The 15,006-nt window shown below is 73.3% G+C and carries 11 protein-coding genes; 8 read left to right on the top strand and 3 right to left on the bottom strand.

Features of this window, described 5'->3' with window-relative positions; all coding sequences use genetic code 11:
- Positions 1 to 8 precede the first annotated feature (8 nt).
- Complete coding sequence (locus IF99_RS0103795; protein WP_030994870.1) at positions 9 to 881, top strand: TauD/TfdA dioxygenase family protein; 873 nt, start codon at positions 9 to 11, stop codon at positions 879 to 881.
- A 95-nt stretch (positions 882 to 976) separates the two neighbouring features.
- On the opposite strand, the gene IF99_RS0103790 is transcribed toward IF99_RS0103795, so the two are convergent.
- Positions 977 to 2,185, bottom strand: a complete 1,209-nt coding sequence (locus IF99_RS0103790) for a glycosyltransferase (protein ID WP_030994869.1) — start codon at positions 2,183 to 2,185, stop codon at positions 977 to 979.
- Between the two features lie 200 nt (positions 2,186 to 2,385).
- On the opposite strand from IF99_RS0103790, the gene IF99_RS0103785 reads away from it, so the two are divergent.
- The gene (locus IF99_RS0103785) at positions 2,386 to 2,970 is read left to right on the top strand and encodes a hypothetical protein (RefSeq protein WP_199806452.1); all 585 of its coding nucleotides are present in this window, start codon (positions 2,386 to 2,388) and stop codon (positions 2,968 to 2,970) included.
- Positions 2,971 to 3,124: 154 nt separating this feature from the next.
- Here the strand turns inward: IF99_RS0103785 and IF99_RS0103780 are convergent, their stop codons facing one another.
- Both IF99_RS0103780 and IF99_RS0103775 read right to left on the bottom strand, forming a co-directional pair.
- Positions 3,125 to 7,012, bottom strand: a complete 3,888-nt coding sequence (locus IF99_RS0103780) for a glycoside hydrolase family 2 TIM barrel-domain containing protein (protein ID WP_030994867.1) — start codon at positions 7,010 to 7,012, stop codon at positions 3,125 to 3,127.
- Positions 7,013 to 7,149: 137 nt separating this feature from the next.
- Positions 7,150 to 8,106 carry an NAD(P)-dependent oxidoreductase gene (locus IF99_RS0103775; RefSeq protein ID WP_051703365.1) on the bottom strand — a complete coding sequence of 319 codons (957 nt, stop codon included), beginning with the start codon at positions 8,104 to 8,106 and terminating at the stop codon, positions 7,150 to 7,152.
- Between the two features lie 91 nt (positions 8,107 to 8,197).
- Between IF99_RS0103775 and IF99_RS0103770 the strand changes: the two genes are divergently transcribed.
- The 6 genes from IF99_RS0103770 to IF99_RS0103745 all read left to right on the top strand — a co-directional run bounded on the left by IF99_RS0103770 (position 8,198) and on the right by IF99_RS0103745 (position 14,891).
- The gene (locus tag IF99_RS0103770; RefSeq protein WP_030994865.1) at positions 8,198 to 8,788 is read left to right on the top strand and encodes a TetR/AcrR family transcriptional regulator; all 591 of its coding nucleotides are present in this window, start codon (positions 8,198 to 8,200) and stop codon (positions 8,786 to 8,788) included.
- 525 nt (positions 8,789 to 9,313) lie between these two features.
- Positions 9,314 to 10,243, top strand: a complete 930-nt coding sequence (locus IF99_RS0103765) for a DUF1996 domain-containing protein (RefSeq protein WP_030994864.1) — start codon at positions 9,314 to 9,316, stop codon at positions 10,241 to 10,243.
- Between the two features lie 75 nt (positions 10,244 to 10,318).
- Positions 10,319 to 11,023, top strand: coding sequence for a DUF305 domain-containing protein (locus IF99_RS34640; RefSeq protein ID WP_234340574.1), 705 nt, complete (start codon positions 10,319 to 10,321; stop codon positions 11,021 to 11,023).
- A gap of 209 nt (positions 11,024 to 11,232) precedes the next feature.
- Positions 11,233 to 11,901 (top strand): hypothetical protein, encoded by a 669-nt coding sequence (locus IF99_RS0103755; RefSeq protein ID WP_030994862.1) that lies wholly within the window; start codon positions 11,233 to 11,235, stop codon positions 11,899 to 11,901.
- A gap of 162 nt (positions 11,902 to 12,063) precedes the next feature.
- Positions 12,064 to 12,489 (top strand): acyl-CoA thioesterase, encoded by a 426-nt coding sequence (locus tag IF99_RS0103750; protein ID WP_030994861.1) that lies wholly within the window; start codon positions 12,064 to 12,066, stop codon positions 12,487 to 12,489.
- A 164-nt stretch (positions 12,490 to 12,653) separates the two neighbouring features.
- Entirely contained in the window at positions 12,654 to 14,891 is a 2,238-nt protein-coding gene (locus IF99_RS0103745; RefSeq protein WP_030994860.1) for an alpha-N-acetylglucosaminidase, read from the top strand.
- The last annotated feature ends 115 nt before the right edge of the window (positions 14,892 to 15,006 follow it).

Raw genomic sequence — 15,006 nt, 5'->3', positions numbered from 1 at the left:
GAGAAGCCATGGAGTCGTACGAACGCGAAGCACTGGAAGCGGTGACCACGCGTCCCACGAGGTCCTACCGCACGCTCACCGCCGAACGCATCACCCCCGTGCTCGGCGCGGAGATCTCCGGCGTCGATCTGTCGCGGGAACTCCCGGCGGACCAACTGGAAGAGATCCGCGCCGCCTTCCTCGACCACCACGTCCTCGTCTTCCGCGACCAGACGATCACCACCGAGGACCACAAGCGTTTCGCCGCCGCCTTCGGCGAACTGCGCCCCGTCAACCCGCCACCGCCCGAGGGCGATCCCTGCGTCCTGGAGATCCGCACCACGTCGGCGGCGGCGGACGTGGCGGGCAACGGCTGGCACGCCGACGGCACCGCCGACGCCGAGCCGTCGCTGGGATCGATGCTCTACCTCACCGAGATCCCCGAGCCGGGCTGCGGCGGCGACACCCTCTTCGCGAACATGCACCTCGCCTACGAGCTGCTCTCACCGGCCATGCGCTCCCTGCTGGACCCGCTCACCGCCATCCACGACGGCGCCCAGGCTCTGGCCGGCTACACCCCGCCGCCGGACTACGTCATTCCCAAGAGCGAGCACCCGCTGGTCGCCCGGCATCCCGAGACCGACCGCAAACTGCTCTACGTCAACAAGGCGTACACCAGTCGCGTGCCCCAGCTCTCGGCGCGGGAGAGCCGGACCCTGCTCGACATGCTCTTCGACGTCATCGCCGCCACTCCCGCCCTGCACTGCCGAGTCCGCTGGACGCCGGGCACGCTCGTCTTCTGGGACAACCGCTGCGTCCAGCACCACGCGACGTACGACTACTACCCCTACGCCCGCTACGGCCGGCGGGTCGCCATCAACGGCGGCCCGGTCAAGGGCTGACGGCCCGACGAGCACCGGAGCGACCCCCGATGAGGACCGCCCGCGCCGCGCTCCCGCCCACGCCTCGGCGCGGGACCGGCGCGGGCCGGTCCCGCTCACTTCCGGACGCCGTCGGTGAGCAGCCGCGCGGCCACCGCCGCCCCGTCGGTGCGGACCTGAGCGCCCACGTCCCGCGCCCGCTCCCGGGTCCGCGGTTCCAGGGCCGTCGCGACCGCCGCGTCGAGGGACTCGGCGGTCACGGCGGTGCCGTCGAGCGCCGCGCCGATACCCAGGTCCGCGACCCGGCCGGCCCAGTACGGGGTGTCCGAGAGCGGGCTGGCCACCACCACCTGGGGAACGGCCGCCCGGGCCGCCGTCGCGGTGGTTCCGGCGCCGCCGTGGTGCACCACCGCGGCCACTCTCGGGAACAGCGCCTGCTGGTTGACCTCGCCGACGGCGAAGCAGTCGCTCCGGTCGTCGAGCAGGTCAAGCTCCGCCCAGCCCCGCGCGACGAGTACGCGGCGGCCCCGGGCGCGGGCCGCCTCGATCGCCCTGCGCGCGATGTCCGGCGCCGGGCGTACGCTGCCGAATCCCACGTAGACCGGCGGCTCGCCCGCGTCGAGGAACGTTTCGAGATCCGCCGGCAACGGGCGCTCGTCCGGCAGCGTCCACGTGCCGGTCTGGGTCACGTCCAGGCCCGGGGCCGCCCGCCAGGGCCCGAGGACCGGGTCCGCCGCGAGCCACGGGCGGTCGGTGACGACGTGGTCGCGGACGTTGTCCACCGGCGGCAGGCCGAGGGAGGCCCGGTGTCTGTTGAGTGCCCTGCGGAACTGCGCGTTCACGTGCTGGGCGTCCCGCTCCCAGCGGACGCGGTGGTCGTCCGTCTCCGGCTCCGGCCAGCCCGGACGGGGCGGGGGCGCGTGATGCGGCGACGGCAACTGCACCGCCGCGTAACTCGCGTACACGTAGGGGACGCCCGCGGCCTGAGCGACCGACCGCGCGGCGATCTGGGCCAGGCCAGCGGCCACCCACACGTCACACCCGTCCGCGGCGCCGGGGAAGACGTCGAACTCGGTGTCGACCAGCTCGTCCCGGTACCGGGAGAGGTCCGCCGCCGACGGAAGCTCCGTCCCGCGCATCAGCTCCCGCACCGGCGGGCCGACCGGCACCAGCTCGACGCCGAGCCCGGCCAGCCGCGTGGCGAACTCCTCGTCCGGTGGGGCGCACACGCGGACCTCCGCGCCGAGCGCCCGTAGCCGCACCGCGAGTGCCACCAGCGGTTCGACGTCGCCCCGCGTTCCGTACGTGGACAACAGCGCCCGCATGGTTCGTCCTTCCGGTCCGGTGGATAAGCAAGTGAATGCTGCCGGAATTCAGTCCGTCAACACAACCTGAAAGCGACCCGATGCATCGTTCTTCCGCTTCCTTTCCCGACGTTTCGGTGGTATTGCCCTGCGCCGGGTTCGCGACCCGTTTCGGTGCCCCGTACTCGAAGGAACTCCATTGTCTGGCGCCCGGGGTGACCGTGCTGGACCGCAGTCTCGAACCCGTCGTCGAATTGGCCAGGAACGGCCTCAACGTACGCGTGGTCGTCGTGTTCGGAAAGCACAAGCTGGACACGGTCGGCTATCTCGCACGCTATGCCGGGATATTCCACATGGTTTTCGTCTACCAGGACGAGTCGCAGGAACCGGGCCTGGACGGCGCGATCCGCTGCGCGCTGCCGATGACGCTGGGGCCGGTGGCCCTCGTCCTGCCCGACATCGTCGTCGACGGCCCCGGCGCTCCGGGCACCCTCCTCGCCGCGCTGGACCGGACCGCCGTGACGGGCTGGAGCGTCGTGGCCACCGAGACACGGGAGCCGGAGACGCTGCGGCAGATGGGCGCGCTGGCCCTGACCCGCGAGGGCGGACGGCTGTCGGTCGAGGCGGCGGTGGACAAGCCCGCCGATCCCGCGCGCTACAACGCCTTCTGGGGGATGGTGGCGGCCTCCGAGGAGGAAGCGCACCGGCTGCCCGACGTGCTCGACGGGAGGGCCGACAGCCCACTGGTCGGTGCGGTCGCCCTCCTGGCGGAGAGCATCGTCAACTACAACACCGCCGCGGGCTGATCGCGGGGAGGGCGGGGGGCGGGAGGTCGCGCGGGAGCCGTTCGCGAGCGACGGTTCGAGGCTCCTTCGACGCGCGCGGTCGCGGCCGACGGGCAGGGAGCACGGCTCCCCGGCCGTGCGCCCTGCCCGTCCCCTCCGGCGTCTGCCCGGGGGGCTACGCCACCCCTGTCGGGCGCCGCGCGATCCGGCCCGCCTCCGCCACGTCCGTGATCAGCCGCAGCCGGTAGGTGTACGCGTAGTCCCGGTCCGCGAGCAGCTTGTACGCGTCGTGGGTGTGCGCGCCCCAGCTGTTGTCACCGCCGACGCCCATCTGCCGGTGGTTGACGCGCAGGATCACCTCGTCGCGCGGGGTGAGCTGGTAGTCGTGGCGGTCGCCGACGGAGAGGTCCTCCGGGGTGAAGTGGGAGGCGTTGACCTCGATGAGTTCCTCGCCCCACACGAGCAGGCCGCGCCCGTGCCGGTCGGTGAGGGCCGCCCAGCGCACGTCCGTCTTGTTGCCGTTCTCCTGCGGCCGGATGTACGGGGTCCACTGCTCCCGCACGGTCGAGGACCAACGGCCCACGTCGGTGCCGTCCTTGCGGTCCCAGTAGTTCTCCTCGGGCCCGCGGCCGTAGTAGTGCAGCCGGTCGAGTGCCGCGGGCAGGCGCAGGATCGTGCCGACCTCGGGGAGGTAGGGGAGGTTCGCCGCTCCGGGGTGGAGCGTGTTGTCGACCTTGACCTCACCGTTGCCGAAGACGGTGTAGACCGTGCTGTACGCCGACTTCGTGGAGGTCGGCAGGGTGCCCTCGACGGTGACGGCGACCGCGCGTCCCCCGTCGAGCGGGCGCGCCGTCACCTTCTCGACCGCGCGCCGGGCGCCCGCGTCCCGCCAGGTCTGGTTGCGGGTGTGCTGGCCGTTGCCGTGGTCGTTGTCGGTCGGGGCACGCCAGAAGTTGGGGACGGCGCCCGCGACGAGCAGTCGCGTGCCGCCCGCCTCGAACGTCGTGAGGAGCCCGGTCGACTTGTCGATGACGACCTTGAGTCCCTTGGCGCCGGTGACGGTGATCCGCGCGGAGCCGTCCTCGTACGACAGCTTCGGCACGGCGGCGAGCGGGAGGGGCCTCACCTCGGGGCCGCGCGCGTCGAGGGGCAGCTGGACGCGGGCCACCTCGAAGCCCTCCTCGGCCCACGGGGTGCGCTCCTTGGTCGTGAAGGAGAGCTGGAGGAAGTACTCGGCGCCGGGGGCCGGGTCGGGCGGGAGGTGGACGGGGACGCTGATGTCCTTGCTGCTCAGCGGGGCGATGTCGAGCTGGGCGCGGGTGAGCTTCCCGCGCCGGACCACCTCGCCGTCGCAGGCCAGCTCCCAGCTGCCGTTCCAGGCACGGAGGTTGGTGAAGAGGTTCTCGTTGGAGAGGGTGAGGTCGCCGGGTGCGCCGCCGTCCTTGGGCCGCGCGCCGATGGTCTGGTAGACCCGTTTGACCTCGGCCGCCTTTCCGGTGTGGCCGCGGTCGGGCAGGACGATGCCGTCGCCGCTGAAGGCGCCGTCGTTGGGGTTGTCGCCCCAGTCGCCGCCGTACGCGGCGAAGGTCTTGTCCCGGGGCTTCTTCGTCTCGTGGCCGACCGTGCGGGCGTCGAACCAGAAGCGCACGCCGTCGTCGTCCGGACCGCGCCTATCGTCGGCGAGTTCGGCGGCGCTCAGCGCGCGGGCGTGGACGCGGGCCCGGCGGATCGTGCCGCTGAACTCGCGGGTGGGGTTCTCGACCTCACCGGCCAGGGAGAGGGGCGCGGTGGAGCCGGACGGAGTGCGCGTCGTGGTCTTCGTCGCCCTGACCTCGCCGTTCACGTACAGGGTGAGCGTGCCCTTGTCCGCGTCGAAGACGCCCGCGATGTGGTGCTCGACGCCGGTCCAGCCGTCCTCGGGCGTGGTCCAGGAGGCGGTGATCCACTCGCCGTCCGCGTAGAGGAAGAACTCCAGAGTTCTCCCCGACTGCTTGAGCGCGTAGTGGGTGTCGCCCTTGGCGAGGATCGGCTGGTCGTAGCCGCGCACGCCGGGGGTGGCCCAGGCTTCGAGGGTCAGGGAACCGCGCAGGTCCAGACCCTCGTCGCGGGCGAAGACGGTCGCCCCCGAGACGCCCTTGTCGCGGCTGAAGGAGCCGGACGGGTTGACGATGCGGCCCGTCAGGCGCGCCGGCCCCGTCTCGGTGAACAGGACCCGCGCGGGGGTCGGCCAGTTGAGGGCCTGGTCGACGAAGTCCCAGATCCAGCCGCCCTGGAGGACGTCGTAGCGGCGCACGACGTCCCAGTACTCCTTGAAGTTGCCGGTCGAGTTCCCCATCGAGTGCGCGTACTCGACCATCACGTAGGGGCGGGTGTCACCGGTGTCCTTCGCGCGGGCCTCCACCTGGCTCGGCGACTCGTACATCTTCGAGCGGATGTCGCTGACGCCCGGCCGGTCGTCGCCCTCGTAGTGGATGACGCGGGTCGGGTCGTACTCGTGGATCCAGTCGTACATGGCCTTGAAGGCGGAGCCGCTGCCCGCCTCGTTGCCGAGCGACCAGATGACGGCGGAGGCGTGGTTCTTGTCGCGGTGGACCATGTTGCGCGCACGGTCCAGGCACGCCTGCGTCCAGTCGGGGTGGCTGGTGGGGTACTCGTCGCGGATGCCGTGGGTCTCCAGGTTGGTCTCGCCGACGAGGTAGAGGCCGTACTCGTCGGCGAGTTCGAGCCACGTGGGGTTGTTGGGGTAGTGCGAGGTGCGCACCGAGTTGATGTTCAGCCGCTTGATGATCCGGATGTCGCGCTCCATGTCGGCGCGGCTGAGGGCCGAACCGCGGTCCGGGTGCATCTCGTGGCGGTTGGTGCCGCGCAGCGAGACGGGCTGCCCGTTGATGCGCATGAGGCCGTCCTTGAGCGCGAACTCGCGCAGGCCGACGCGGTGCGAGAGTGTCTCCAGGACCTTCCCGTGCGCGTCGCGCAGCCGCAGGACGGCGGTGTAGAGGTAGGGGTCCTCGGCGGACCACAGGCGCGGCGAGGGGACGGACTTGGCGCAGGCGACGCTCACTTCGGAGGTGGTGAGGGGGGCGGAGCCGGTGAGCGGCCTGTTCCAGACGGGGTGCCCGTCGGCGTCGTAGAGCTGGGTCTCGACGGTGTGGACGGCGCCGTCGGCGTCGCCCGCGTAGTCCCGTACGTGCGCCGTGACCGCCAGTTCCGCCGTCGTGTGGCCGTCGCCGAGCGGGGTCTCGATCTTGAAGTCCCGGAGGTGGACGGTGGGCGTCGAGTACAGGTACACGGAGCGGAAGATGCCGCTCAGCCGGATCATGTCCTGGTCCTGGAGCCAGTCGCCGTCGGAGTAGCGGTAGACCTCGACGGCGACGTGGTTGGTGCCGTCGACCAGGTACGGGGTGACGTCGTACTCCGCGGGCGTGTAAGAGTCCTCGTGGTATCCGGCGAGCTGCCCGTTGACCCAGACGTAGTGCGCGGCCTTGACGCCCTCGAAGTGCAGGAAGGTGCGCCGCCCGCGCCAGCCCCTCGGCACGGTGAACGTGCGCCGGTACTGGCCCACCGGGTTGTACCGGGTGGGGGCGGCGGGCGGCTGGGCCTCCTCGCCGAGCCCGTTGGCGCCCCACCACGGGTAGGTGATGTTGACGTAGAGGGGCTTGTCGTAGCCGTGCAGCTGCCAGGCCGAGGGGACCGGGATGGTCTCCCAGCCGGAGTCGTCCAGGTCGGTGCGGTAGAAGTCGTCGAGCTTGTCGGCGGGCCGCTCCACGTAGGCGAACTTCCAGCGTCCGTCGAGGCTCTGCCGGTAGGGGGACTTCGTCCGGTCGGCGGCGAGCGCCTGTCCGAGGCTCTCGTACGGCATGAGGGTGGTGTGGGCGGGCTCGGTACCGAGGCGGAAGAGGTCGATGTGCCCGTTCCACTCGTCCCCGCCCGCGCTCACGTCACCCGCCGCGGCGAACGCCTTTCCCCCGGGCGGTACGTGGGGCAGGGCGAGCGCGCCGAGCACGACCGCCCCCGCTTCCAGGAGACGACGGCGGCTTACGTTCACGCTGGACGGGTGTGGCATGGCTGTGCCCTTCCGGCCGGGAGGTCGTGCGGAACCGCGCCCACCCTAGGAAGAGAACAGAACCGAGACAATAACGACGTCGGATTCTGTCGCTTTCTGAGCGGCACGCCTCGGCGGGGCCTGCGGACCGGCCGCCCTCACGAGGACCGGGCCCCACTCACCGGGGGCGCCTCCCCGGCCCGTCCCTCCAGCGCCCGTACCACCGCCACCATGTCCTCCCGGGCGAAGCCCCCGGCGAGCGTCTCGCCGTAGAGCGCGTGGCACGCGTCCAGGAGGGGGGAGGCCGCTCCGGAGGCGCGGGCCGCCTCGGCGATGAGGCGGTTGTTCTTCAGGACGTCCTCGATCGTGGCCTGGGGGGTGAAGTCGCGGGCGAGGAGCTTCGGGGACTTCGTGCGGGAGACGGGGCTCGCCATCGGGCCCGCTTCGAGGATCGCGAGGAACTGCGGGAGGTCGAGGGCGTGTTGGGCGGCGAAGTGGAAGGACTCGGCGAGACCGGTGACGGTGGTGATCAGGAAGAGGTTGACGGCGAGCTTCATGAGGAGGGCCTGCGATGCCGCCTCGCCGCAGACGAACGTCTCCTTGCACAGCGGGGCGAACAACGGCCGCACCCGGGCCAGGTCAGCGGTCCGGCCCGCGAGCATCGCCACGAGTTCGCCCGCCTCAGCCGGGACGCGCGAGCCGGAGACGGGGGCCTCGACGTACGCGCCGCCCGCCTCCCGCACCTCCGCCTCCAGGGCTCGCGCGAAGGCGGGCGGGTTCGTACCCGTCACGATGAGCGTGCGGCCCGCGACGCGGTGCGCGAACTCCCTTGTGCCGCGCGCCAGTACGGCGTTCGTCGCCGCTTCGTCGGCGAGCATCAGGAAGACGGCGCGGCAACGACGGAAGACCTCGGCCGGGTCGTCCGCGACCGCCGCGCCCGCCGCGCGCAGGGGCTCCGCGCGGGACGCGGTGCGGTTCCAGACCACGAGCGGGGTGCCCGCGCGGGCCAGGTTGAGCGCCATGGGCTGTCCCATGACGCCGAGTCCGACGAAGCCGGTCGGGGTGTCGTCTTCGGGCGTGGGCGGCACGGGGTCTCCTCGGCGGAACGGGATCATGACCACGGTCATAGTAGGGGCCGGATATGACGGCTGTCATGACAGGGGGCGTCGATATGCTGGCGGCCGGTGCGCGAGGGAGGTGGCGGGGTTGGCGGAGCGGAGTCCGCGGGAGCGGGTCGTGTTCAGCGCCGCCCAACTGCTGCGCAGGGGCGGTGTCGCGAGGACCGGGATGCGGGAGGCCGTGACGCGGGCGCGAGCCCCGCGCGGCTCGCTCCAGCACTACTTCCCCGGCGGCAAGGAGCAACTGGTCAACGAGGCCGTCGACTGGGCGGGCCGGTACGCGGCCCGCCGCGTGGAGCGCTTCGTCGCCGGGCTCGGCACGCCCTCGCCGAGCGGACTCTTCGCCGCGATGGTCGGGCAGTGGACCGAGGAGTTCGAAAGCGAGGCGGGTTTCGCGGGCGGCTGCCCGGTCGCCGCGGCCACGGTCGACAGCGCGGACACGGTCGCGTCCACCCGTGCCGCCGCCGCGCGCGCCTTCGACGGCTGGCGCGCCGCCGTCGCGGGGGCGCTGCACGCGATGGGCGTACCCGAGACCCGTACGGGTGCCCTCGCGACGCTCATGGTCAGCTCACTCGAAGGGGCCCTGTTGCTCGCGCGCGCCACGCACGACGTCCGCCCCCTGCACGACGTCGTGCGGGAGTTGGGGCCGCTGCTCGACGCGGCGGTGCCCGAGGGCTGAGCCGCCCGCCGCCACCCGCCCGCGCCGGTCCCGGGCGGCGGGCGGCGCACACGTCAGCGGCGGCTCCGCCCGGACGAACGGGGGCGACCCGGACCACGGGGGCGCGCCACGCCTGCGTCACACCACACGCCGCGACAGACGGGCCCGGACTCCTGGTAACTGGCAGAAGGGTCCTGTTGACACGACACGACACGGATCGCCGTTCTCCGCGTTCGTGAGGTGAATGCAGGGGGCCACGATCCGCGGTCCTGCGGAGGCCGGTTCGAGCCCGCTGCCGTCGTATCCGCTCACCCCAGGCGCCCTTGACGCGGCACGCCTTCGCGCCACGCACGGATACCGGACGCACACCCTTCGGGGCATTACTTCAACTCCCTTACATAGCAACGGGGTTGCTCTTTTCCTGTGTACGAGAAGTATTGACGCGGTTGCCGCTTGGCGCTTCACTCACTCCGCAAGGCCCCGCACGGCCTGCGCACCTCAGGGTGCGGGCACACCCCACCACACTTCCCCTGAAGGAGGAGTGCTGTGCTGCTCAGACGTTCCCCCCGCTCAGCCGGTCCCCCGCACCGGCGCAGGCGCCCGTGGCCGCCGCTCTTCGCGGCTCTCGGTCTGCTGCTCGCGATGCTGTTCACCGGCTCCACCGCGGGCGCCGAGCCCCGCTCGCCGCAGCCGGGCGCGCAGAAGGCCGACGTGGTCCGCGTCGCGGAGTTCCTCGCCGAGTGTCCCTACAGCCACCGCCTGCCCGACGACCCGATCGTCTTCCCCAACCTGCCCGGCGCCTCGCACATGCACAGCTTCTTCGGAAGCCACGCGACGAACGCGCACACCACGGTCAACGAGCTCCTCGGCGCGGCGTCCACGTGCAGCCCGAGCATCGACACGTCCTCGTACTGGGTCCCGACCCTGTACGTGAACGACCAGCCCGTCGAACCGACGGGGACCACCTTCTACTACCTCGGCGAAGGGGTGCGCGACGACATCATCCAGCAGATCAAGCCGCTCCCCCAGGGCCTGCGGATCGTCGCGGGCAACGCCAAGGCGACCGGCACGGACGACCCCACCTCGATCGCCCGCTGGTCCTGCCTGCACCACGGCGAGGTCAACCCCTCGAAGGACTTCGTGAACTGCCCGCCCGGCTCCATGCTGGAGTCCTACCTCGACTTCCCGCAGTGCTGGAACGGCAAAGACCTCGACTCCGCCGACCACAAGAGCCACATGTCCTACCCGGTGAACGGGGCCTGCCCGCCGAGCCACCCCGTCCCCGTGCCCAAGCTCCGCCAGGTGCTGCGGTACCCGGCCTCGGGCAACCCGGCGGGCTTCCGGCTGGCCTCGGGGCCCGGCTACACGATGCACGGCGACTTCTTCAACGCGTGGCCCGCCGCGGAGATGCAGCGGCGCGTCACCACCTGCATCAACGCGATCGTCAAGTGCGGGGCGGACGGCACCCCCTCCTGAACGACAGCCCGCCCGGGGGGAGTCCGCTCCCGCCGGGCGGTCCCGTCGTTCACGGCACGGCTGAGAGGACCGGGCATGGCGGGCAGGGCAGAAGACGGGACCTCGGGGCAGGGACCGGCAGTACGGGCACGAGGGGCGGCGGTACGGGTACGGGGGCGGGGAGCGGCGGTACCGGGGGCGGCGGTACGGGGCAGCCTCGCCGTCCTCCTGGGCGCGGTGCTCGCGACGGGGTGCGGCACCGGCGGGGCGGCCTCCCCGGAAGCGAGCCCACCCGTGACGACGACGAGCCCGCCCCCGCCCGTCCCCGGCACGCCCCTCCCCGGCACGCCGTCACCCGGCGGCCTCGGCGCCACCGACACCGGCTGGCTGCACCTCTCCCTCGCCATGCAGGAGCAGTCCCTCGCCCTCCTGGAGCTGGCCCCCACCCACGGAGCGGACCCCGCGCTCACCACGTGGGCGGGTGAACTCGCCCGGGGGCAGCGTGCCGACCTCAAAGCCCTGCGGGCGCTGCGCGCGGCGGCGGGCCTCGGCGACGAGAACCCGCACGAGGGCCACGACATGCCCGGCATGGTGAACGCCCTCGAACGCCGCGCCCTGGAACGGGCGCGCGGCACCCTATTCGACACACTGCTGCGCACCGCCCTGCGCGAGCACCTCGCGCAGACCCGCATGCTGGCGGACGCGCTCCACCGCACGGACGGCGATCCCCGCGTGCACCGCCTCGCGCGCCGCATGGGCGAGCGGGCCGAAAAGGCGGAGGCGGCACTGAAGGACGGCTGAGCGGTCCCCACGCCCGCGGGCCCGCGTGCGGCCGAGGCCCGCTGGGCGCGGCCCGGCGCGACCGGACGCGCGGGCGCCGTCCGCGAGCGGGGCGCGGGCGGCGGGAGCCCTCGCGTACGGGCCGGGTCCGTCGTGTGCGGCCGGTGTCGGTGGGGTGCGGCACCATCGACGGCGGGAACGGTGACGGCGGTGCGGAGAGGGGCGGCGGGATGGCGCGGGAGCTGACGGCGGCGCAGCGGCGGGTGATCGGCGCGGCGGACCCGGTGACGGGACGGTTGCGGGGGTCCGCGGCGGTGCTCGACCGGCTCGTGAGGCTGGGGCTCGCCTTCCGGCACCCTCGTCCGCCGCACGACTGCTTCCTGACCCCGGCGGGCCGGCGCGCCCGCACCGCTCCCCCGGAACCGCCCTCCTCCCCCGGGACCGAGCCCGCGCCCGCACCCCGCCCGGCGGCGGACGGCGTCTTCGCGGCACGCGGCGGCGAGGAGAGCGAGCCCCCCGCCGATCCCGCCGCGCGCGCCCGCGAGGTGCGCGCGGCCTGGGAGGGGCTCCTGGAGCTGCGCCGGATGACGCGGGCGGACGGCGACACGGGCCGCCCCTGCGCCTGGGAACGCGCGCACCTCGTCCGGGCCGCGGCTCTCGCCCTGGAGGCGGCGGGCCGGGTACCGGCGGTCGCGGGACGGGGCGGGTACGTCGTGCGGGAGTCGCCGCAGCCGGAGGCGGTGGAGGTACGGGTGGTGGGGACGGCCGGGCCGGGGGCCGGGGAGGGCCGGGAACTGGCGCGCTGCGCGGAGGCGCTGGAGGCGGCGGGGTGGCAGGTGAGTGAGCACGGGGACCGGCGCGGGGGCCGGGTGGTGATCGCCTCACCGCCCCGGAGGTAGGCGCCTCACCTGCCTGGGGGCAGGCCGTCCCGTACCGGCGGCCGTCGGGGGCCCGTGCTTTCGGGCGGCTCGGCGTGTCCGGTGGCACGAACGGCGCGGGACGGGGTCGCTCCCTACGAGAATGAGCGGCGGCGAACCGGGAGCCGAGGTCAGGAGTGGGCCATGTCCGAGCAGCAGTTCAGCGTCTCCGTGCGGGTGCGGGGCTACGAGACCGACGTGCAGGGGCACCTCAACCAGAGCGTGTACCTCCAGTACGCGGAGCACGCGCCGTGGGAGCTGTTCCTCGCGGCGGGGATCACGCAGGGGGGCCTCGCGGAGGCCGGGATCGGGCCCGTGGTCCTGGAGACGACGATCCGGTACCTGCGGGAGCTGCGGGCCGGGGACGAGGTGACGGTGGGGTGCGCGCTCCTGTGGGGCGGCGGGAAGACCTTCCGTGTCGAGCAGACGATCACCCGCGTCGACGGGGTCGTCGCCGCCGAGGTCACGGGGGTCGGCGGCATCCTGGATCTGCGGGAGCGACGCCTCGTCCCCGATCCCCGCGCGCGGGTGCACGCGCTCGCCACCGACCCGGCACCGCTCGGTTTCTGACGGTCGGCCGGGCCGGTCGGGCAAGCCGAACCGGTCGGACAAAAGGTGCTTCCGGGTCGTTCGTGGGCCCCATCCGGCCGACACGGCGGGTACCGGTGGAAGAGGGACGGGCGGACGGGGTACTGCTCGCGGGGGACCACGCCGCCGAGCCGAGGAGCCGCCGTATGCCATGGGATCGCCGCACCTTCCTGGGACTGCTCGCGGGCGCGCCCGGAATCGCCGCCGTCGCCGGGAGCGGCACGGCCGCGGCCCAGGTGAGCGCACGCCGGACGCCCCTCGCACCGCCCGCCCCGCCCGCGCCCTCCGACCCCGCCGCCGCGGCGGCCCGTCGTCTCCTCGGCTCCCACGCCGACCAGTTCCTCTTCACCTCCCTCGCCCCGGACGCCGAGGGCCGGGACCGCTTCGCCGTCAGCGGCCGGGCGGGGCGGATCACGATCGCGGGGACGACCCCGGCGACCCAGCTCGCGGGGCTGCGGCGGTACCTCAAGCAGGCGGGCCTCGCGCAGTTCACCTGGGCGGGGAGCCGGGCCGGGCTGCCCGAGCGGGTGCCCGCGCCGGAGGGCGGGCGCATCGAGGGGCGCGCCGACACGCCGCACCGCTTCGTGCTCAACGACACGAACGACGGCTACACGGGCCCGTACCACGACTGGGCCTACTGGGAGCGCGAGATCGACCTCCTCGCGCTGCACGGCTTCAACGAAGTGCTCGTCTACGCGGGCGCCGACGCCGTCTACCAGCGGCTCTTCCGGCAGTTCGGGTACAGCGACGAGGAGGTGCGTGCCTGGATTCCCGGACCCGCGCACCAGCCGTGGTGGCTGCTCCAGAACCTCTCCTCCTTCCCCGAGCCCGTCACGGCGGGGCTGGTCGAACAGCGCGCCGCGCTCGGTGCCCGGATCGTGGGGCGGCTGCGCGAACTCGGCATGTCGCCGGTGCTCCCCGGCTACTTCGGCACGGTCCCGGCCGGTTTCGCGGACCGCAATCCGGGCGCGAAGACCGTGCCGCAGGGCAAGTGGATGGGCTTCGCGCGACCCGACTGGCTCGACCCGCGCACCGACCTCTTCGCCGAGGTCGCCGCCGCGTTCTACGACATCCAGGAGGAGTTGTTCGGGCGCGGCACGCTCTACAAGATGGATCTCCTGCACGAGGGCGGCAGTGCCGGGAACGTGCCGGTGGGGGAGGCGACGCGCGGGGTGCAGCGGGCGCTGCGCGCGGCGCGGCCCGACGCGGTGTGGGTCATCCTCGGGTGGCAGAAGAACCCGCCGAAGGAGGTCATCGCCGCCGCGGACCGGGAGGCGATGCTCGTCGTGGACGGCCTCAGCGACCGCTTCCCCGAGGTGAACGACCGCGAGAGCGACTGGCAGGACACGCCGTACGCCTTCGGTTCCATCTGGAACTTCGGCGGCCACACCGCGCTCGGCGCCAACACGCGGGACTGGGTGGACCTCTACCCCCGCTGGCGCGACCGGTCGGGCAGCCGGCTCTCCGGTATCGCGCTCATGCCGGAGGCCGCCGACAACAACCCGGCCGCCTTCGAGCTGTTCGCCGAACTGCCCTGGACCGAAGGGCCCGTTGACCTGAAGAGCTGGTTCCGGGACTACGCGCGGGTGCGGTACGGGGGCAGCGACGCGCACGCCGAGGCGGCGTGGGACATCCTGCGGACGACGGTGTACGGGACGCGCCGCGACGACCGCTGGTCGGAGCCCGCCGACGGGCTCTTCGGGGCCCGGCCCGCGCTCGACGCGGTCTCGGCGGGCAAGTGGTCGCCCAAGGCACTGCGGTACGAGGCGGCGTCCTTCGAGCCCGCGCTCGACGAACTCCTCGCCGTGCGTGCCGATTTGCGTGTTTCACCGACATACCGCAGGGACCTGCTGGACGTGGCACGGCAGGCGCTCGCCAACCGGAGCCGGACCCTGCTGCCGCGCCTGGCCGCCGCCTACAAGGCGGAGAACCAGGCGGAGTTCGCCCGTCTCGGACGGCGCTGGATCGCGCTGATCGACCTCCTCGAAGAGCTTGTCGCGACGGACGAGAACCATCTGCTGGGGCGGTGGGTCGAGTCGGCGCGGGCGTGGGGCGGCAGCGCGCGGGAGAAGAGCCAGCTCCAGTACGACGCACTGTCGTTGCTCACCACGTGGGGCACGCGGCAGGGGGCGGACGCGGGCCTGCGCGACTACGCGAACCGGGAGTGGTCGGGGCTGGTGGGCGGGCTGTACCGGCTGCGCTGGAGCACGTACATCGACGAGCTGTCGGCGGCGCTCAAGGAGAGGCGGAAGCCGGTGGCGGTGGACTGGTTCGCGCTGGAGGACCGGTGGACGCGGAACCCGGGGACCCTCGCGACACAGCCTCGCGGACAGGTGCACGAGGTCGCGGAGGAGGTGGCCCGGGCACTCGCGCGGGCGGACTGACAGGGGGCGTGGGGAGGCGGGAGGGCGCGGAGGCGGGGGCAGCGGCGGCGCGGGAGTCGCGGCGTTGCGTGCGGGGGCCGGGAGTGCCGGGCCCCCGCCCGGCCCTCCCCCGACG

It is taken from the genome of Streptomyces sp. NRRL F-5630 (assembly GCF_000719475.1).
In the GTDB taxonomy this organism is placed as follows: Bacteria; Actinomycetota; Actinomycetes; order Streptomycetales; family Streptomycetaceae; genus Streptomyces.
Note: the sequence above shows the minus strand (reverse complement) of the source record. Positions and strands in the feature narration are given on the sequence as shown.

What these genes read in the sequence shown, in the direction of transcription:
- IF99_RS0103750 (WP_030994861.1), top strand. Translation starts at nt 12,064, where the DNA reads ATGTCCGAGCAGCAGTTCAGCGTCTCCGTGCGGGTGCGGGGCTACGAG.
- IF99_RS34640 (WP_234340574.1), top strand. Translation starts at nt 10,319, where the DNA reads ATGGCGGGCAGGGCAGAAGACGGGACCTCGGGGCAGGGACCGGCAGTA.
- IF99_RS0103790 (WP_030994869.1), bottom strand. Translation starts at nt 2,185, where the DNA reads ATGCGGGCGCTGTTGTCCACGTACGGAACGCGGGGCGACGTCGAACCG.
- IF99_RS0103780 (WP_030994867.1), bottom strand. Translation starts at nt 7,012, where the DNA reads ATGCCACACCCGTCCAGCGTGAACGTAAGCCGCCGTCGTCTCCTGGAA.
- IF99_RS0103775 (WP_051703365.1), bottom strand. Translation starts at nt 8,106, where the DNA reads ATGATCCCGTTCCGCCGAGGAGACCCCGTGCCGCCCACGCCCGAAGAC.
- IF99_RS0103795 (WP_030994870.1), top strand. Translation starts at nt 9, where the DNA reads ATGGAGTCGTACGAACGCGAAGCACTGGAAGCGGTGACCACGCGTCCC.
- IF99_RS0103755 (WP_030994862.1), top strand. Translation starts at nt 11,233, where the DNA reads ATGGCGCGGGAGCTGACGGCGGCGCAGCGGCGGGTGATCGGCGCGGCG.
- IF99_RS0103745 (WP_030994860.1), top strand. Translation starts at nt 12,654, where the DNA reads ATGCCATGGGATCGCCGCACCTTCCTGGGACTGCTCGCGGGCGCGCCC.